The sequence below is a fragment of the Lactococcus petauri genome, assembly GCF_023499275.1.
GTDB lineage: Bacteria > Bacillota > Bacilli > Lactobacillales > Streptococcaceae > Lactococcus > Lactococcus petauri.
In genome coordinates this window covers 578,140-596,733 of sequence record NZ_CP094882.1, presented here as the reverse complement: position 1 = coordinate 596,733, position 18,594 = coordinate 578,140, and the positions used below count along the sequence as shown (strand labels likewise).

Below are 18,594 nucleotides of genomic sequence, written 5' to 3'. Positions count from 1 at the left end.
TTTTCAGCTAAAGTACCAGAATCTGGCTATTATTTTTTGATAATTTTGATATTAGGATGATTTTTGATAATCCTTTTTAAGTTATAATACTTAAACTTGGTCGGTTTATTGCTAAGCCATTCCAATATTTTTTGACGATTAGTTGAGGGTTTATCAGCAACAAAAATATGCTGGAACCTCAATTCTTTCAAGTTAGGATTTTGATTGTCCGAAGAATCAACAAGCGGCATGAAATCCTTTTTAGCTGATAGTGTAAAGCTAAATGTGGAAACAACATCGGCTAGAAAAATAAGCACTAGTATAAATACAAGTGTATCGCCTGTTACTGTTAGTAATCCCCTCAAAAAATCTTGGATGACTGGATTAATAAGCTTGATCAATACCAAACCACCTATACCCCAAAATAAAGAAATAGGAAGAGCTACCCTTCCTTGAAAATTTAAGGGAAGATTTGAATAATCCCATAACTTCATGTTAAATAACTTTTCCAATATCCAGCTGCCGATATATTCAATAAGCGTAACAATTAAGACGATAAATAAATAGAGTAGAAAAAGATGATGGGAATTTTGAATATCTCTTGTTAAAAGAAGAATCGTAGCGATACTGCAGCCATAGACTGGGCAATACGGACCCAAGAGTACACCGCAGAAAACAAAACGTTTATATTTAACTAAACAATAGACTGTCTCCCAAAGCCAGCCAATGACCGAATAGATTATAAAGGTCATAAAAAGATTCATTATCATCCTCCATTACATAAACTTTTCAAAATAATAATCAAATTGTCAGCTAAACCTCTGATTTAGTGATAGAATAAAAGTATAAATCAACCCGGAGTCCATAGTACATTTACCATGGACTCCTTTTTTGTTTAAATTTATCTGTTTTTATTATAGCAGTTTTATTATTTGAGTTAAATCTCTCCTCTAACTTTTATCTTACTATCCCTTTCATGATGGCTGATAAAAATCAGCTTCGATGCTTATCTCTTTGCTGCTCATTTCATATCTCGCAAGTCTAGAACTTGACCTTAGGTAGCAAATGTGAAATAATGATAATATAATAAAGAAGGACTAAAGTATCACTCGCCGGAGCGATGCTTATCAGAGTCATGCCAACTAACCTTAGGCCTTGTGGTTAGTTGACATGACTCTTTTTATTTATCACTTGCTAGCTCTTTTCTGGTCCTTTAACGCTAGCTCAATAATCTTTTCGAAAGAGGTGTAATATGTCGTGGATTTTTTTATTTCTAGCGGGAATCTTTGAAGTTGTTTGGGCTTCAACAATGAAGTTAAGTCAAGGTTTTTCTATCATCAAGTATGATATTTTAACGATTATCGGAATGCTTGTTAGTTTTGGATTTTTGACCTTAGCTATGAAGAAACTTCCTTTAGGAATTGCTTATCCCATCTGGACAGGAATTGGAGCTGTCGGGGCTATCTTAGTGGGTGCCCTTATCTTTAAGGACAAGGTCCCTTCACTGACTTGGGTCTTTGTTCTGATGCTTGTTGTTGGACTAATCGGGATAAAAGTTACAAGTGGTCATTGATTTGTCTCGGCTTTCTAGAGGAAAACAAAAAACCTAGCTTTAAATTAGGCTTTTTTGTTTGCTCTTTTCCATACTGAAAAATATTTCCCATAGAGCGCTGTCGCCAAATAGAAGATGATGGTGAGAAGCATCGGCAATGCACTAGCAGAGTAGCCTTGTGCAAATGCTGTAGCCCATAATACAATGGTTACAATATTAGAAAGTAACCATAAAGAGTAACTGTCACCATACCCTTTGAAAACGAGTAATGAAGCTGTTGCGCCAATAATCAGCGTAATAGAATCCCATAAAGGGTTCGTATCCCCCAAATGTGCATAAACTTGCATCATTGGCCACCAAGCGATTAGCATTAAAGCTATTGCAATAAACCAACCTTTGACCGTCATAAACTTCACACCGTTTTCAATACGATGTCCCCAGGTTTTCCAAGTCAGGATTAAAGGAATATCAATAAAGGCGATAAAGACGATTTGATCTAAAACAGAAGCATAATGTCCTGCAGTCCAATTAATATAAATAAAGCCGAAAGCGCTAATTAATCCGAGTAAACCATTAATCGGCCGCCCAATCATCATATAGACCGTACAAGCCGAGCCTACAAGAGTCGCAAAAAGTGTAATCACAGACAATAAAGTTATTGGCGCCGTAAGAAAAAAAGCAAGCTGTACGCCTATGATAAAAGCCAGCATTACGCTGCCAGCTGTATTGATAGATTTGAGTTCATGTTTCAACCAAATAATATAGTTTTTCATTGTTTCCTCTTTTTAATTTGATTATTAAATTATAACACGGACGGGAATGAAAAAACGAATTTCTTTTACGAAATACACAAAAAAAATGAAACAATTTCTGTTCCATTTTTCTCTTATGCTTGTTCTTCTAGTGCTCGTTCTATGTCTAACTGACGAATATTATGGGTCGCCTCAAGCATTTCGACACGACGTACTGAACGTGGTAAAAACTTCCTAATGTCATCTTCATTGTAGCCCACTTGCAACCTTTTATCATCAAGGATCAAAGGGCGACGCAATAATGTACGATTTTCCTCGATTATCTTAACCAGCTCATGAAGGGAAAGGCGTTCAAAATCCAAAGATAAGCGTTTGTAAGCACGACTTCTTGTGGAAATAATCTCCTCTGTTCCATTTTCCGTTAAAGAGAAAATCTTAAGAAAGTCTTCGGGATCTATTTTGTCAGTTATCAAGTTGATTTCTTCGAATTCTAGTTCGTGATTCGTTAGCCATTCTTTGGCTTTTTTGCAAGAACTGCAAGCCATGACAGTATATACTTTAATCATATCCCTTCCCTCACTTTTCTTAATTTTATCTCATATGTATTTAATATAATTATATCATTTTTAAAGTCATTGTCAAATTACTCAACTTAGGACTTATTTTTAAATGAAAATGTAATGAAAAAAAGCCGCACAAAAGCAGCTTTTATTCTTCATAGACACGGTAAATTCTATCTGATAAAAGACAGATAACTTCGTAGCCAATCGTATGACGCCAGTTGGCAATATCTTGAACAGTAATCTCTTTATCACCATTTTTTCCAATCAGTGTGACCTGTGTACCCATCTCATAGTTTTTCGGCAAACGTATCGTCATCTGGTCCATCGAAATCCGACCAATAATTTCACAGTATTGCCCATCTACAATGACCTTAAAGCCTTGCATATCACGAGTCCAACCATCCGCATAGCCAATAGACACAGTCCCTACATAAGTATCTTCTTCTGCACGGAAAGTTGCCCCATAACCCACAGTGTCTCCCTTGTGGATCTTTTTAACATGCGTCAACTCAGAATGCAAGCTCAAAGCAGGTTCCAACTCATAAGGGAGAGCAAGTTCATCACCACTTGGGTTTAAACCATACATTGCTAAACCAATACGTTCAATATCTTGCACTTCTTGATTTTGCCACAAGCCAGCCGCTGAATTTGTCGAATGGACATATTTTGGACGACGACTCAATTGACTAACTAAGGCATCAAATTTTGCCTTTTGTTCTTTAAACTGTGTCGTATCTTCTTCATCAGCAGTGGCATAGTGTGTAAAAATACCTCGCACACTAATATTATATTGGTCTGCTAGCTCGATAATTTGATTAGCTTCCTCGGCTGTTGTCACACCGATTCGGCCCATACCTGTATCGACAGCGATATGGATACGCAAACGTGAAAAGTGTTTATTTTTATTTGAATCAATGACTTGTTGGAGCCACTTTAAACTTGGTGCTGTTAAAGTAATATGCTGACTGGCTGCAATTTCTGCATGGTCAGGTACAATACCAGACAGTACAAGTATTGGTTTAATAATCAACTGTTGACGCAACTCGATGGCTTCATCAAAGTTGGACACACAAAAACCATCCACAAGACCATCAATATGCTGCGCAACAGCAACTGCTCCGTGACCGTAAGCATTAGCTTTTACAACAGCCCAAAGTTCTGGTTTATCACCGATATGTTCGCGCATTTTTTTGACATTATTTTCAATTGCGGATAATTTAATAATCGCTGGTGTATGGCGATGTGGTGCTGCTTTCATATTATTTACCTTCTTTTTATACTCAATCTTTGCTTTCAAGAACAACCATAGCAACTGCTTCTAGATTGCTATGTGAAATACTCAAATGCGCTTGGCCAGCAAAGGGATGTTCTAGAAAATATGGTTTCCCTTTTTCATTTTTAGAAATTTCTATATGATGAAAGGAAAGCTGGCTGTCAAAACCTGTTCCTAAGGCTTTTGAAAAGGCTTCTTTTGCCGCCCAACGTCCCGCTAAAAATTCAGCTTGACGTTTTTTTGAAGTAAAACTTGAAAAATGAGCAAACTCATTTATTGTCAAAACGCGCTGTGCAAATTTATCATTGCGTTCCAATGCTTGGACAATGCGCGATATCTCGACATTATCTGTTCCTATACCGTAGATCATTTTTCTATTATACCAAATTTTCAGATACTTTATTTAAAATCATTCTTCTTATTCTAAGCTTAAAGAATTAAAAATAGGCTGAGCTTACACTCAACCTATTTTTTTTATTCTGCAATGATGACTTGCTCACCAGAAGCCACTTCTTCAGGAGCTTCGATATAGATGTGCTTAAATTCATCAGAATTTGTAACAACAACTAAAGTTACTGGTGACAAGTTAGCATCTTCAATCATCTTTAAGTCTGCTTCTAAAAGCAAGTCGCCTTTAGTAACCTTGCTTCCGTCCGTTACTTTAGTGATGAAGGGTTTACCCTCTAATGACACTGTATCTAATCCCACATGAATAAGTATTTCTACACCGGAGTCACTAAGTAACCCAATTGCATGTTTTGTAGGGAAAACTGTCGTCACTGTACCATCAAATGGTGCAAAAACTTTCCCATCACGAGGCTGAATACCAAAACCTTGCCCAAGCATCCCTTTAGAAAAAACTTCATCTTCTACTTTCGCTAAAGGAATAATTTTCCCTGACATCGGTGAAGCAACTGTTTTATCAAGATTTGCAACAATAGATGGTACTACTGTTTCTTCATCTCCATAGTTGTCTGCTTTATCTTTTTCAGATTGAGGAATGCCGAAGAAGTAGGTAGCAACAAAACCACCAACGTAACCACCAATTAAACCAAATACGTAAATCAACCAGCGGTTATCTGCAATTAAAGGTATTAAAGCAATCCCACTTGGACCAATAGCAATGGCACCGACATGACCGAGTGACCCGATAATAGCACCGCCAATACCTCCACCAATACAAGCTGTAATAAATGGACGCCCCATCGGAAGTGTAACACCATAAATAAGAGGTTCACCAATGCCTAAGAAACCTACAGGTAAAGCACCTTTAACAATTTCGGCAAATTCTTTATTTTTACGTAAACGTACCCAGAGTGCCAAAGCCGCACCGACTTGACCAGCTCCGGCCATGGCAAGAATTGGAAGCAAGGTAGTTGAACCCGTTTTGTCAATCATTTCAATATGAATCGGTGTAAGAATTTGATGCAAGCCAAACATAACCATTGGCAGGAAGAGAGCACCTAAGAGGAAGCCAGCAAATCCACCACCAACATTAAGTACAGCGTTAATCCCGCCTACTAAAGATGTCGAAATTGTTCCCGCAACAGGCATGATGAAGAAAATCGTCAAAAGTCCGATAGCAAGGAGAGAAAGTGTAGGCGTCACGATAATGTCAATCGAATCTGGAATAACTTTCCGTAAATTCTTTTCCACTAGAGATAAAAGCCATACAGCAAAGATTACGCCAATAATCCCGCCTTGTTGTGCAGATAATGGCTGCCCTGTAAAGATATTGTTAATTGGTGCTTCTGGTGTAATCCCAGTTAACATAGTCACAGCACCAATAACACCCCCAAGTGAAGGTGTTGCCCCAAACTCGGTCGCTGCATTAATCCCCACATAGATTACCAAATAAGCGAAGATACCCTTTTGAATCACACCTAAGACAGCAACAATCTGTGCAAAAGTCGCACCATCAATCGTGCCAGCGGTGATTAAGTTTGCAAGGATAGAAGCAATACCACCAATAAGTCCGGCACCTACAAAGGCAGGAATCAACGGTGTAAAAATACGTGAAATCGAGTTCAGTACTTCTTTTATCTTTGAAGGTTTATTGTATTTTTCCTTGGCTGCCTTTTTGGTTTGAGCTGCCCGATCTTCAAGGCTGAGTCCTGCTGAGTATGGAAACGGTTCGCCAAGCTTAACACCCACAGTATCAACCATTTTTTGGGCTACCTTGTTTACTGTCCCTGGTCCAACGATAACTTGTAGAGTTTCACCTTCAACAACTCCCATAACACCATCAATAGCTTTAAGTTTTTCAAGATCTACTTTTGTTTCGTCAATCATTGAAAGTCGAACGCGCGTCATACAATGAACTAAACTTTGAACGTTTTCTGGTCCACCAATTTCTTCGTAAATTTGCCGTGCAATACGTGTTACTTTATCTTCTGCCATCTTCATCTCCTAATTTTTATTTATTAGCTCAATGTATTTTTAATGAATCCTTTTGCCTGTACGAGTTTTTCCTGCGCCTCATCTTTTGCACTATTGGTTAAAATCATGACAATCGCCAGCTTAACATCTTCTCCCGCTTGGATAAAGGTTTTTTCTGCTGTTTCATAATCACAATCTGTTGCCTCCATAATGATACGTTTGCTGCGCTCCACTAATTTCTCATTTGTTGGACGCACATCAACCATTAAGTTGTTGTATACTTTTCCAATACCAATCATCGCTATTGTCGAAATCATATTCAAAATTAATTTTTGTGCTGTACCTGATTTGAGGCGGGTTGATCCTGTCAAAAATTCAGCGCCACAGTCTACTTCAATAGGAAATTCAGCATGTTGGCTAATTTCGGCATTCATATTACATGCTAGAGAACCTGTATGTGCACCAATACTCTTCGCATAATCAAGCGCACCAATCACATAAGGGGTACGTCCACTTGCGGCAATTCCAATCACCATGTCATTTTTGGTTAGCTGAAGGTCAATCAAGTCTTGTTTTCCAAGCTCAAGGTCATCCTCTGCGCCTTCCACAGCAAGAGTCATTGCTTTTTCTCCACCTGCAATAAGTCCCACAACCATGCTTGCTTCAACACCAAAAGTAGGCACACACTCTGCAGCATCAAGCACACCTAGACGTCCACTCGTCCCTGCACCGAGATAAATAAGTCGCCCCCCATGATTGAAACTTTCAATCGTTTTTTCAATAACTGGTTCAATCATCGGAAGTGCTTTTTCTACAGCTTCTGCAACTTTTTTATCCTCCTTATTCATCTTTTCTAGAGCAGTTGAGACCGACATTTCGTCCAATCCAAAAGTTTCTTCATTACGTCGTTCTGTTGTCAAATTTTCTAAATTCATTTTCTTTCCTTTTCTTTTAATTCAAACTTTTGCTTCGAGTAAATTACATCGAGTAAATCTCTGTCTTTTTCGATAACATACGCTACAACGTTAATATTAGGGTGAGCTGGTAGTGATTTTTTACACACTTGTGTTTCACCCATGTAGCGTCCATAAAGTTCATTATCCAGTGTTACCGCCCCTTTGTTGCGCTTTTCTGTATGTTCTTTTTGAATTTGTTCAACCTTCTTAAAGCGGGCATTTGCACTTCTTATCAAGTCAGGAGATTGATCATTTCTATTGTCATGTTCTCCTAAAACTGACGTAAAATAAGCTGAATCATGGTTTTCTACATGTAAAACTATTTTATCCCACTGCATATAATTTTCAAACTGATCAATCGTTGTTGCTGCTAAATCTCCATCGCCAATATAAACTTCATCCGTCTCATACTTTAATAAATCAAGAGCCGCAGCCAGCGGATGTCTATCCCGATGCTTTTCGAGTGTCGGAAGTCCAAGTCTTAAAGGTAAACGTTTCTGAGCATCGCCAGCAACAAAACCAACTCGCTTAAGACCATATTTTTGCAACCATTGATTCTGCTTGAGCAAATATTCCGTATCCAGCCCAGTTTCAGGGCGAGGATAATAGTTGTGCCAAGCTTCTAAATTAGAGAAGTTAGCTCCTAATCTTCTTAGTTCCTCTATCTCATCTTCTACCAACGTGCTGGCATTTAAACTAATCTTCATTTTATGGCTGGCTTTGGCAATCTGTTTATTGTCAATATGATAATCCATCCGTAAACCTGCGACACCATGGTGAGTAAGTTCTTCTAAATGATCAAATGAGTAACCTGCACGTTCTAGAGCTTCACCTGAAATATCTACCATCAGCTCCAATTGGTTTGCTTTAGCACAAGCTCCTAATTTTTCTAAGCGCATTTTATACGCTTGAGCATCATCTTCAGGAATATGCATTGAAGTAAATATCCCCTTGAATCCTGCTTGTTTCATACTTTTTATATAATGAATATCTTTTGTAGAAAGATCTTCATTCATAAAAATTGAAAAGCCAAACATAAACACCTCTCTATCTCTGAAACTTTATTTCTTTTGTTAACGCATTCATTTTAACATATCCAAAACTTTATTTCAACAATTTACTTAAATTTTTCCACATTATTTTTAAATAAAAAAGATAAATCCTGTAAAACCGTTGTTTAACTGAATTTATCTTGAATCGTTTTTTAAATAATGGAATGAAATTTCATGTAAAAAATAATAAAAAAATCCCCGATAAGGGGGATTTTAATTTTCTCATATTATTTAGCCAATTCGTAAATTGCTTCAGCATAGATAACTGCTGATTTGAAGAGAGCATCCAATGGTTTGTATTCATTTGCTTGGTGCATTGTATCTTCTTCACCTTCAAACATTGCGCCATAAGCAACACCACGTTTAAGGAGACGACCAAATGTACCACCACCGATTACTGTTTCGTAACCTTTAAGGCCAGTGTGTTTTTCATAAACACTGATCAATGTAGAAACAAGTTCATCTTCCATTGGTACGTAGTGAGGTTCCATCACGTGATCGTTCATAGTCACTTCTTTTACGCCTTCAAGAGCTTCAAGAACTGCTTTGATTTTGTGTTGGTCAGTACCTTGTGGGAAACGGAAGTTCAATGCAATTGTACCTTCACCGTTTTCGTCAAAGTTCCAAACACCAGCGTTCATTGAAGTTGCACCCATAAGGTCATCATTGTAGGCTGTACCTAATTTTTCACCTTCATGGTCATCAATCAATGTTTCAGCAGCAAGTTTGATGTATGCAGCTGCACCTGCTTCAAAGTCAAATTGGTTAAGGAATTTAGCAAGGTAAGTTGCACCGTTAATACCTTTAAATGGCATTGCACCGTGTGCAGATTTACCATAGACCGTTACTGTTGCTTTACCGTCAGATTCTTCAAGGTCAAAGCGTAAGTTTTTGTCTGCATTTTCAGCAACAAATGCTTCCAATTTTGCTTGGAGGTCTGTCGCACCTGAGATTACTGCAGTTGCAGATTCAGGGACCATATTTTCAGCCAAACCAGCTTTGAAAGAGTGGAGTACTACAGCACCAGCATTTTTTCCGTCAAAGTGAAGGTACTCTGTAACGTTACCTTTTTCACCATTGATGATTGGGAACTCAGCATCTGGAGAGAATCCGAAATCTGGCAATGGCAATTCACAGTGTTCAAAGTAGTAATCCATATCTTTCCAACCTGTTTCTTCGTTTGTACCAACGATGAAGCGGATTTTTTTAGATAATGGCACACCAAGGTCTTTCAAGATTTTCAAACCATAGTAACAAGCCATAGTTGGGCCTTTATCGTCTGAAGCTCCACGTGCGTAAAGGTTTCCATTACGGATTTCAGGCTCAAATGGGTTTGAATCCCAACCAGAACCGGCAGGTACAACATCCAAGTGACCGAAGATGCCTAAAACTTCATCACCTTCTCCGTATTCAAAGTGACCAACATAGTTATCATAGTTTTTAGTTTGGTAGCCATCACGTTCAGCCAATTCCAAAAATTTGTCAAGGGCTTTACGAGGTCCAGGGCCAAATGGGTTTTCTTTGTCCGCATTGTCCATGTCCATTGCTGAATCGATACGAAGAAGTTCAAACAAATCTTCGAGCATTGCGTCTTTGCGCTTTTCTACTTCTGCAGTAAAATCAATAGTTGTCATGATTGCCTCCATTATTTTGACTTCTTGATAATATATTCACAAAAAGTCGGTTTTCTAAACTCCTATAATTATACCAAAAAAGTAAAACGTTTGCATTTATAAAGTGAAAACTAGTCTTTAAAAAACTTAAACATTTTGACTTGTGGTGTAGGCAGAGCGACTTTTGAAAGGTCCGTCAATTTTACCCAAAGTTGATTTTCATCCAGTTTTTCTTCTTGAACAATAAAATTTTCCTCAGGGATACATTCAATAATTTGAACAAACCACTTCAAGTGAGAAAAAACATGTGTGATTTCTCCAACTTTTGTCATGCGTGAGATGCTATCTGGCACATTTGTTGGCGGCGCTAACCTATCATTATTGAATTCTTCTTTAGATATCTCCTGCATAGGGAAAGTCCACATATTAGCAAGTAAACCTGTGCTAGGACGTCTTTGTAGATAGTATTCGCCTTGCGAATTTTTTAATGCATAAGCATTGTAGTAAATATGCTGCTGCTTAATCTTTTTACTTTTGACAGGATACTTCAGTTGCGTACCTTTAGGTCTGGCTTGGCAATACGCAGCTAAGGGGCAAATCTCACACTTGGCAATTTTGGGCGTACAAACCATGGAACCTATGTCCATGAGTGCTTGGTTAAAATCTCCGGGATTTTCTTCCGAGATTAGCTCTCTCAGCTTTTCATCAAATATTTTCCGCGAAGCAGCCTTAGAAATATCTGATTCAATCTCAAATAATCGACTGGTCACGCGCATCAAATTTCCATCAATGGCCGGTTCAGGTAAGCCAAAAGAAATCGAAGCAATAGCCGCTGCTGTGTAAGGACCAATCCCCTGCAAACTTTGAATGTCTTTTAGCTGTTTAGGAAATTGCCCATCAAATTCTGTCATGACTTGCTGAGCTGCAATTTTTAAATTACGAGCGCGCGAGTAATAACCCAACCCTTCCCAAAGTTTCAGCAGCTCATCATCATCTGCGGCTGCCAAATCCTCAATCTGAGGATACTTCTCCATGAAGCGCAGATAATAGGGCATTACTGTTTCAACCTGTGTTTGTTGAGACATGATTTCAGAAATCCAAACAGAATAAGCCTCTGTATTTTTACGCCACGGCAAAGGCTTTTTGTGAATATTGTACCATCCTAATAAATCCTGCTGGAACTTTTCTATTTCGGTTTTATTCATAAGCTCTATTATTAAATTTATATAAAACAAAGTCAAATAGTAAGCTCTTAAAGAGGACTTTATCTGGGGAACAAAAAAACCTGTCCTAAACAGGCTTGCTAATTAAATATTATTCAATGCTTTTTGGGGCACATCTTTTCTTTGAACTTCTTCCCATTTAGTCACACCATTCTTATTATTATAAGTAACTTTCAAATAAGCATCATGCTTGAGATTATGAATTGAAGTAAATTCTAGATCCTTTTCTTTGCCAGAATCTGCATAACCTTTTTGTTTATAGTTAAATCCCTGCCAAGTTCCACCATCAGTAGTTTTGCTCGAAATTTTATCCCCATCTGTGTGTATCTGAACATAATATTCTTGACCGCCATATTCGTAATTATACCAAGTATAGCCGCCACCAATAATCAACAATGCTCCAGCAATAAGAGTCACCAATATTTTTTTCATTTATTTATACCTCAATTTTTATTTTCAAAACTATTTTACTCCTAATTTAAAGCAAATTTCTTACACTTTTGTAATAAAAAAATCCCTCGTTGAGAGAATTTTTTCTGAAAGAATTAATAATTTTCTTTTCCCAAAACTTCCTTTACCCTTTCAGCGACCTCATAAGGTACACCTGCTTCAGCGACTTGAGCAACATCAGCCTCAGAAATGGCTTTAAGTGACTTGAAGGTCGTCATTAATTTTTGCTTACGTTTTGGTCCAAGACCTGTAATACCATCCAGTTTTGAAGAAAAGGTATTTTTCCCACGTACTTGCCGATGGAAAGTAATCGCAAATCGGTGAACTTCATCTTGAATGCGTTGAAGGAGAAAGAATTCTTGCGATTGTCGACTCAATGGCACAACTTCCAAAGGATCACCAAAAAGTAACTCACTGGTTTGGTGTTTATCATTTTTAGCCATACCTGCAACAGGAATATCTAACCCTATCTCTTGCAGAATGGCCTTGGCTGCATTGACTTGACCTGCACCACCATCCATTGCAATCAAGTCAGGTAAAGCAGTCCCTTCACGCATGGCTCGACTATAACGTCTTGTAATCACTTCACGCATTGATGCGTAATCATCGGCACCTTCGACAGTTTTGATCTTATATTTCCGATAATCTTTCTTTGAGGGCTTGCCATTAATAAAGACAACCATTGCCGAGACAGGTGAGGTCCCCATTATGTTAGAGTTATCGAACGATTCGATTCTAACTGGTGTAGGAATGTTGAGAATTTTACCGAGATTTTCGATAGCACCTTGAGTTTTAATCAGGTCTTTTTCAAGGAGGTCAAATTTTAATTGTAATTGTGTGCGTGCATTCTTAGTCGCCATTGCTACAAGTTGCTTCTTCTCCCCACGACTTGGTTTGAGAACTTTTGTTTGAGTTACCGCTTCAACAGCCTCTACATCAATTCCTGAGGGTACTAAAATTTCTTTAGGTACCATGTGTTCAGCTTCTTGATAAAACTGTCCGATATAAGTTAAGAAATCATCTTCTGCATCATTGTAATAAGGGAACATATTGACATCACGTTGAATCATTTTACCTTGTCGTACAAAGAAAACCTGCACACACATCCAACCTTTATCTACATAGTAACCAAAAACATCACGATCTTTTAAATCGTGGTTCATGACACGTTGTTTTGTTCTCAAAGTACCGATAGAATTAATCACATCACGGTATTCTGCAGCTTGCTCGAATTCCATTTTTTCCGAAGCTGCAAACATTCTTGCTTTAAGTTCATTGATGATTTTTTTATCATCACCCGTTAAAAAATGCTTCACTTCCTGAGCCATATCTTTATAAACTTGAGGGTCTACATGATTAACGACTGGACAAAGACACTGATGGATATGATAGTAGAAACAAACTTTCTTTTCATGCAAACCACATTTTCTAAAAGGAAAGATGCGGTCTAAGAGGCGCTTAACTTCATTGGCTGCTTTAACATCGGGATAAGGTCCAAAATACATTGCCCCATCTTTTTTGACACGACGTGTAATCATCAAACGTGGATATTTTTCATTTGTAATCATGAGAAAAGGATAATATTTATCATCCTTAAGCATGATATTATATTTGGGCTTGTAACGTTGAATTAAGTTAATTTCAAGAACCAAAGACTCAATGTTTGATTCAACAACAATCCATTCTAAATCTTCTATCTCACTGACTAAAAGCTCAGTTTTTGTATTGTGGGAGCCATGAAAATAGGAGCGTACGCGGTTTTTCAGATTTTTCGCCTTCCCTACATAGATAACTGTCCCATTTTTATCTTTATGTAAGTAGCATCCTGGACTATCCGGTAAGAGCTCCAGCTTTGCTTTAATCGTGTTATTCATGGTCTTATTATAGCATATTCTGGAGGGGCTAATCATGAATTGGAACTATCTGTCGTGAAGGGAATTGTTTCTTTTTATGATTGCGGCATTGTGCAATGTTTTATAAACCTTCCTACTTAAACAAAAAAAGACAAGTTTTACCTTGTCTTTTTTATTAACTTATTTTCTCTCGATGACTGCTTTAATTTGAGATTAACGACTAAAACAATACTGACAATGACCAGTAAAAACCATGAAGACATTTTCCCAAATCCTACGAGATGCCAGGTTTCTGCTTGATTAGGATACCGGTAAGCATTAAAAAATGAAGCAATATTTTCAGCTATGTAGATAAAGAAGCCAATCAGAGCAAAAGAGAAGAGTGCCTTCATTTTATATCTTTTTCTTCCATTAATACAAAAAGTGAACTGAGTGCGCCAAAAGATTAAGACAATAGCCAGAATAATAAAATACCGTAAATCATGGAAGAAATAATTGGTAAAAAAGTTCAGATACAAAACTGTGGATAAGCCAAAACTAAGCCCTAATGGCGGCCAATATTCCACATTTAGCTGCAACTTTTTCCACGATTGAACAACATAACTCCCGACACTGGCATACATAAACCCCGAGTAAAAAGGGACATTCCAAATTTTTAAGTAAGCCGGCTCAGGGTAGGTCCAACTGTGGCTGATATTGACTTTAAAAATCTCTAAAATTAACCCTAAGATATGAAACAAGCAAATAATTTTTAACTCTTCAAGTGTTTCAAATTTTAATTTAACCATCAAAACTTGAAACACAAGTAAAATCACAAAGATTAAATCATAACGTGGGATATTGGGAAAAGTCAATCCACGTGTTATTGCTAAGGTAGCAAAAACGGCAAGTGGAAAGAGACAACAAGCGGCTTGGATTTTTGCAAAGTTGAAAAGCAAGATCACACCGTTTTTTAAACCATTCATGTCCTTATTTTAGCATATTTTCATCTGATAAAAGCAAGCGCAAAAAAACTCCCATCTTGGGAGTTTCGTCTTATTTTAAGAGTCTTAAAACATTCAATATAGCGATGAGTGTTACTCCAACATCTGCGATAACTGCTTCCCACATCGTGGCAATACCAAAGACCGCAAGGATCAGGAAAACGGCTTTTACACCAAGAGCTAAAACGATATTTTGGACCACAAGTCGTTTAGTTTTCTTGGCGATTTTAACAGACTTCGCGATACTTGATGGTTTATCTGTCATTAAAACCACGTCAGCTGTTTCAATCGCAGCATCAGAGCCTAATCCCCCCATCGCAAAACCGATATCAGCACGCGCAATAACTGGTGCATCGTTAATTCCATCACCAACAAAAGCGGTAAGACCATCACCTTTTGCAATTACTTGCTCTAACAAAGCAACTTTATCCTCCGGTAAAAGATTGGCATGATAATCCGTGATGTTCAGTTTCCCAGCAACCTGAGCGGCAACTTTTTCACTATCGCCTGTCAGCATCGTTTGGGAAATGTGAAGCTGGTTCAAAGCCGCAATTGCTTCTTCAGCATCTTCTTTAAGGACATCCGCTACAAGGATAACGCCTTGATATATACCATTTTTAGCAACATAAATCAAAGAACCTAAGGCGTTGCTTTCGGTAAAGTTAACGTTGTACATTTTCATCAGTTTTGCATTTCCGACAAGAATCTCATCACTCTCATAGAATGTACGTGTACCATGACCTGAAATTTCTTCCGACTCTGTTACATTTACTGTATCTAAGTTTTGGTTTTCTTTAAGCGCAAGTCCCAAGGGATGGGTGGAGTTAAGTTCACCGATAGCTCCCAGATAGAGTAAATCTTCTCGTGCAACATCTTCTGCTGGAAAAACTTGAGTAACTTTAAAGTTCCCTTGTGTCAACGTACCTGTTTTATCAAAGAGCACATGTTTTATCTTGGTCATAGCTTCAAGGTGATTACCCCCTTTAACTAAAATACCGTTTTTGGATGCGGTGCCAATCCCAGCAAAGAATCCAAGGGGAATGGAAACTACCATCGCACAAGGACACGAAATAATTAAAAACGTAAAGGCGCGTGTTAACCAGTCTGACCAATCTTGCTGGAAGAAAAGTGGGGGTACTAGAGCGATTATCGCTGCTGCAAATACCACAACTGGAGTATAGTAACGTGCAAATTTTGAAATGAATTGTTCAGTCGGTGCTTTATTTTCTTGAGCATTCTCAACGAGATTTAAAATTTTAGATACTGATGATTCCCCAAACGTTTTTTCAACTTTGATCTCCAGCAGACTATTAATATTCAAAAAACCTGAAAGAACTTCTTCTCCCTTGCTCACCTCACGTGGCAGTGATTCACCAGTCAAAGCTGCTGTATTAACGCTTGATTTTCCCGATAATACAAGACCATCAAGTGGTACTTTTTCTCCAGGCTTCACTTGTATAACTTCACCGATATTGACTTCTTCTGGAGACATATCAATAAGTTTTCCTTGTCGCTTAACAGTCGCAACTTCTGGTCGAAGGTCCATCAAAGCGGTGATTGACTTTTTACTGTTCCCAATCGCACGATCTTGGAAATATTCTCCGACTTGATAAAAAAGCATAACAGCAACTGCTTCAGCATATTCTCCTAAAGCAAATGCCCCGACAGTCGCAATACTCATGAGGAAGAATTCGTTAAAAATATCTCCTTTAAGCAATTGTTTGATTGCTTTGAGCAAAACACTGTGCCCAATCAACAAATAGGTTAAAATGAAAAGTGGGGTTTTAAACTGTGGTGTAAAGTCTAAAAAACTTAAGGCGGCCAATAATAAAGCGGTGATGATAATAATCAACAGCTCATATTTACCCTCTTCTTCACCTTCATCTAAACTCGTATTTAGATGTATTGTTGTGTTGCAACAGGCAGGGTCTGAATCGTCAGAACTCCCTGTGACTTCTGAGCTACTTGAGCCCTCACTCTCTTCAGCAGTAGTAAGAGCTGCTTTGGCTTTGTGATTGAGGCAATTACATGTACCTTTTACACAGCGTGCATCATGTGTTGCCTTGTTTTGAGTAGATTTAAACATATGAAACTCCTTTTATTTTATATATGTATCACAATGGATATCTTCTGTTGGGGACCAGTGCATTGACTCAACTGTAGCATCAATGACTTCTAGTAAATGGTTAAGCTCAGGGGTTGTCAAGGAATAATAAATATATTTTCCTTCTTTGCGACTTGTGATTAACCCACAATCACGCAAACATGATAAATGTTGCGAGAGATTAGATTGTCCTGATTTAGTTTTATTAAGTAGTTCTGTGACTGTCATTTCCTTTTCACGTAATGCTTCAAGGACATTAAGCCTTGTCGTATTAGACAAGGCATGAATCACTTTTTGACGTTTTTCGGTTAAATTCATTATTCATCTCTTTATATTAGTTTGTAATAATATGTTATCAAACTTACTCATATTAGTCAATACTGAATTGTTTAAATCTATTCAAATCTAAATTTTTTGTACAAAAAAATCCTAAACGAAAGTGTTAGGATCTTATTATTTTTACAAACCAAGACGTTCAAAGATGACATCTACACGTGACAAATGATAATTATAATCAAAAGCTGCATCAATATCTTCATCTGTCAGTTTTTCACGGATTTTTTCATTGCTTTCTACCAGTAGGCGGAACATGATTTGTTCATCCCAAGCTTTTGCTGTCAATGGTTGAACCAAATCGTAAGCTTCTTCACGTGTCATTCCTTTTTCAATAAGCATAAGCATAACATGTTGACTATAGATCAATCCAAAAGTTGCATCCATATTACGCTTCATATTTTCTGGGAATACAGTCAGATTTTTAACAATATTACCAAAACGGTTTAACATATAGTTGATTAATTCAGTTGTATCTGGGGTAATGATACGCTCTGCCGAGCTGTGTGAAATGTCACGTTCATGCCACAAAACAACATCTTCCATGGCTGTCACAACATGTCCACGAATAACACGCGCCAAGCCAGTCATATTTTCAGAACCAATTGGATTACGTTTGTGTGGCATTGCTGAGCTACCTTTTTGACCTTTAGCGAAGAACTCTTCTACTTCACGTTGTTCTGATTTTTGAAGACCACGAATCTCTGTCGCCATACGCTCAATCGAAGTCGCAATCAGTGCCAGTGTACTAAAGTATTCTGCATGTAAATCACGGGGTAATACTTGTGTCGAAATCTCTTGTGGACGAATTCCAAGTTTGCCACATACATATTCTTCAACAAAAGGCGGGATATTGGCAAATGTACCTACAGCACCAGAAATTTTACCCGCTTCAACCCCTTTAGCTGCATGTTCGAAACGCTCGATATTACGCTTCATTTCAGAATACCAAGTTGCTAATTTAAGGCCAAAAGTTGTTGGTTCTGCATGGACACCGTGCGTACGTCCCATACATACAGTGTACTTGTGCTCACGCGCTTTATCAGCAATAATTTCCAAAAAGTTAGCCAAATCACGGCGGATAATATCATTAGCCTGCTTGTAGAGATAGCCATAAGCTGTATCTACAACATCGGTTGAAGTAAGTCCATAGTGTACCCACTTACTTTCCTCGCCAAGTGTTTCAGAAACAGCACGCGTAAAGGCAACCACATCGTGGCGCGTTTCTTTTTCAATCTCCAAGATACGATCAACATCAAAACTTGCTTTTTCACGAATTTTTTTTACATCTTCTGCTGGAATTTCTCCGAGTTCAGCCCAAGCTTCATCCGCAAGAATTTCGACTTCAAGCCACGCCTTATACTTGTTTTCATCCGACCAGATTGCCGCCATTTCTGGGCGACTGTAACGATTGATAACCATAGTTCCTCCAAATTTCTAACTTACTATAAATTATACCATTTTGGAGAAATTTTTTCGGGAATTTCTCTAATATTCTCAATTTATTGACGGAATATGTGGAAAAGACG

General features: G+C 37.9%; 17 protein-coding genes. 1 reads left to right on the top strand and 16 read right to left on the bottom strand.

Annotation, left to right across the window (positions count from 1 at the left end; genetic code table 11):
• Positions 1-29: 29 nt before the first annotated feature.
• A complete protein-coding gene (locus tag lgb_RS02910) occupies positions 30-743 on the bottom strand; it encodes a putative ABC transporter permease (RefSeq protein ID WP_019293755.1) in 714 nt (237 codons plus the stop codon).
• A gap of 488 nt (positions 744-1,231) precedes the next feature.
• On the opposite strand from lgb_RS02910, the gene lgb_RS02905 reads away from it, so the two are divergent.
• The gene (locus lgb_RS02905) at positions 1,232-1,552 is read left to right on the top strand and encodes a DMT family transporter (protein ID WP_019291995.1); all 321 of its coding nucleotides are present in this window, start codon (positions 1,232-1,234) and stop codon (positions 1,550-1,552) included.
• 44 nt (positions 1,553-1,596) lie between these two features.
• Here the strand turns inward: lgb_RS02905 and pnuC are convergent, their stop codons facing one another.
• From pnuC to purB, 15 genes are all read right to left on the bottom strand, one after another.
• Positions 1,597-2,304 carry a nicotinamide riboside transporter PnuC gene (pnuC, locus tag lgb_RS02900; RefSeq protein ID WP_017369001.1) on the bottom strand — a complete coding sequence of 236 codons (708 nt, stop codon included), beginning with the start codon at positions 2,302-2,304 and terminating at the stop codon, positions 1,597-1,599.
• 113 nt (positions 2,305-2,417) lie between these two features.
• Entirely contained in the window at positions 2,418-2,849 is a 432-nt protein-coding gene (locus tag lgb_RS02895; RefSeq protein WP_019293756.1) for a Spx/MgsR family RNA polymerase-binding regulatory protein, read from the bottom strand.
• Positions 2,850-2,991: 142 nt separating this feature from the next.
• The gene (gene alr, locus lgb_RS02890) at positions 2,992-4,104 is read right to left on the bottom strand and encodes an alanine racemase (protein ID WP_019293757.1); all 1,113 of its coding nucleotides are present in this window, start codon (positions 4,102-4,104) and stop codon (positions 2,992-2,994) included.
• A gap of 22 nt (positions 4,105-4,126) precedes the next feature.
• Entirely contained in the window at positions 4,127-4,489 is a 363-nt protein-coding gene (acpS, locus tag lgb_RS02885) for a holo-ACP synthase (protein WP_019291992.1), read from the bottom strand.
• Between the two features lie 104 nt (positions 4,490-4,593).
• On the bottom strand, positions 4,594-6,519 hold the full coding sequence (locus tag lgb_RS02880; RefSeq protein ID WP_019293758.1) for a glucose PTS transporter subunit IIA: 1,926 nt from the start codon (positions 6,517-6,519) through the stop codon (positions 4,594-4,596).
• Positions 6,520-6,542: 23 nt separating this feature from the next.
• Positions 6,543-7,433, bottom strand: a complete 891-nt coding sequence (murQ, locus tag lgb_RS02875) for an N-acetylmuramic acid 6-phosphate etherase (protein ID WP_019291990.1) — start codon at positions 7,431-7,433, stop codon at positions 6,543-6,545.
• On the bottom strand, positions 7,430-8,491 hold the full coding sequence (locus lgb_RS02870; RefSeq protein ID WP_064305294.1) for a MupG family TIM beta-alpha barrel fold protein: 1,062 nt from the start codon (positions 8,489-8,491) through the stop codon (positions 7,430-7,432). The genes murQ and lgb_RS02870 overlap by 4 nt, the downstream gene beginning before the upstream one ends.
• 242 nt (positions 8,492-8,733) lie before the next feature.
• On the bottom strand, positions 8,734-10,140 hold the full coding sequence (gene pepV, locus lgb_RS02865) for a dipeptidase PepV (protein WP_017368994.1): 1,407 nt from the start codon (positions 10,138-10,140) through the stop codon (positions 8,734-8,736).
• 110 nt (positions 10,141-10,250) lie between these two features.
• On the bottom strand, positions 10,251-11,324 hold the full coding sequence (mutY, locus tag lgb_RS02860; protein ID WP_019293760.1) for an A/G-specific adenine glycosylase: 1,074 nt from the start codon (positions 11,322-11,324) through the stop codon (positions 10,251-10,253).
• Positions 11,325-11,426: 102 nt separating this feature from the next.
• The gene (locus lgb_RS02855) at positions 11,427-11,774 is read right to left on the bottom strand and encodes a YxeA family protein (RefSeq protein WP_019291987.1); all 348 of its coding nucleotides are present in this window, start codon (positions 11,772-11,774) and stop codon (positions 11,427-11,429) included.
• A gap of 113 nt (positions 11,775-11,887) precedes the next feature.
• Entirely contained in the window at positions 11,888-13,666 is a 1,779-nt protein-coding gene (uvrC, locus tag lgb_RS02850; RefSeq protein WP_019291986.1) for an excinuclease ABC subunit UvrC, read from the bottom strand.
• A gap of 137 nt (positions 13,667-13,803) precedes the next feature.
• Positions 13,804-14,610 (bottom strand): DUF817 domain-containing protein, encoded by an 807-nt coding sequence (locus lgb_RS02845; protein WP_019291985.1) that lies wholly within the window; start codon positions 14,608-14,610, stop codon positions 13,804-13,806.
• Between the two features lie 70 nt (positions 14,611-14,680).
• Positions 14,681-16,714 (bottom strand): heavy metal translocating P-type ATPase, encoded by a 2,034-nt coding sequence (locus tag lgb_RS02840; RefSeq protein ID WP_019293762.1) that lies wholly within the window; start codon positions 16,712-16,714, stop codon positions 14,681-14,683.
• A gap of 12 nt (positions 16,715-16,726) precedes the next feature.
• On the bottom strand, positions 16,727-17,050 hold the full coding sequence (locus tag lgb_RS02835) for an ArsR/SmtB family transcription factor (protein WP_019291983.1): 324 nt from the start codon (positions 17,048-17,050) through the stop codon (positions 16,727-16,729).
• Positions 17,051-17,191: 141 nt separating this feature from the next.
• Positions 17,192-18,487: an adenylosuccinate lyase gene (gene purB, locus lgb_RS02830; RefSeq protein ID WP_019293763.1), complete on the bottom strand. Its 1,296-nt coding sequence runs from the start codon at positions 18,485-18,487 to the stop codon at positions 17,192-17,194.
• Positions 18,488-18,594 lie beyond the last annotated feature (107 nt).

What these genes read in the sequence shown, in the direction of transcription:
- pepV (WP_017368994.1), bottom strand. Translation starts at nt 10,140, where the DNA reads ATGACAACTATTGATTTTACTGCAGAAGTAGAAAAGCGCAAAGACGCA.
- alr (WP_019293757.1), bottom strand. Translation starts at nt 4,104, where the DNA reads ATGAAAGCAGCACCACATCGCCATACACCAGCGATTATTAAATTATCC.
- uvrC (WP_019291986.1), bottom strand. Translation starts at nt 13,666, where the DNA reads ATGAATAACACGATTAAAGCAAAGCTGGAGCTCTTACCGGATAGTCCA.
- lgb_RS02835 (WP_019291983.1), bottom strand. Translation starts at nt 17,050, where the DNA reads ATGAATTTAACCGAAAAACGTCAAAAAGTGATTCATGCCTTGTCTAAT.
- lgb_RS02880 (WP_019293758.1), bottom strand. Translation starts at nt 6,519, where the DNA reads ATGGCAGAAGATAAAGTAACACGTATTGCACGGCAAATTTACGAAGAA.
- lgb_RS02840 (WP_019293762.1), bottom strand. Translation starts at nt 16,714, where the DNA reads ATGTTTAAATCTACTCAAAACAAGGCAACACATGATGCACGCTGTGTA.
- murQ (WP_019291990.1), bottom strand. Translation starts at nt 7,433, where the DNA reads ATGAATTTAGAAAATTTGACAACAGAACGACGTAATGAAGAAACTTTT.
- mutY (WP_019293760.1), bottom strand. Translation starts at nt 11,324, where the DNA reads ATGAATAAAACCGAAATAGAAAAGTTCCAGCAGGATTTATTAGGATGG.
- lgb_RS02855 (WP_019291987.1), bottom strand. Translation starts at nt 11,774, where the DNA reads ATGAAAAAAATATTGGTGACTCTTATTGCTGGAGCATTGTTGATTATT.
- lgb_RS02895 (WP_019293756.1), bottom strand. Translation starts at nt 2,849, where the DNA reads ATGATTAAAGTATATACTGTCATGGCTTGCAGTTCTTGCAAAAAAGCC.
- purB (WP_019293763.1), bottom strand. Translation starts at nt 18,487, where the DNA reads ATGGTTATCAATCGTTACAGTCGCCCAGAAATGGCGGCAATCTGGTCG.
- lgb_RS02870 (WP_064305294.1), bottom strand. Translation starts at nt 8,491, where the DNA reads ATGTTTGGCTTTTCAATTTTTATGAATGAAGATCTTTCTACAAAAGAT.
- lgb_RS02910 (WP_019293755.1), bottom strand. Translation starts at nt 743, where the DNA reads ATGAATCTTTTTATGACCTTTATAATCTATTCGGTCATTGGCTGGCTT.
- lgb_RS02845 (WP_019291985.1), bottom strand. Translation starts at nt 14,610, where the DNA reads ATGAATGGTTTAAAAAACGGTGTGATCTTGCTTTTCAACTTTGCAAAA.
- pnuC (WP_017369001.1), bottom strand. Translation starts at nt 2,304, where the DNA reads ATGAAAAACTATATTATTTGGTTGAAACATGAACTCAAATCTATCAAT.
- lgb_RS02905 (WP_019291995.1), top strand. Translation starts at nt 1,232, where the DNA reads ATGTCGTGGATTTTTTTATTTCTAGCGGGAATCTTTGAAGTTGTTTGG.
- acpS (WP_019291992.1), bottom strand. Translation starts at nt 4,489, where the DNA reads ATGATCTACGGTATAGGAACAGATAATGTCGAGATATCGCGCATTGTC.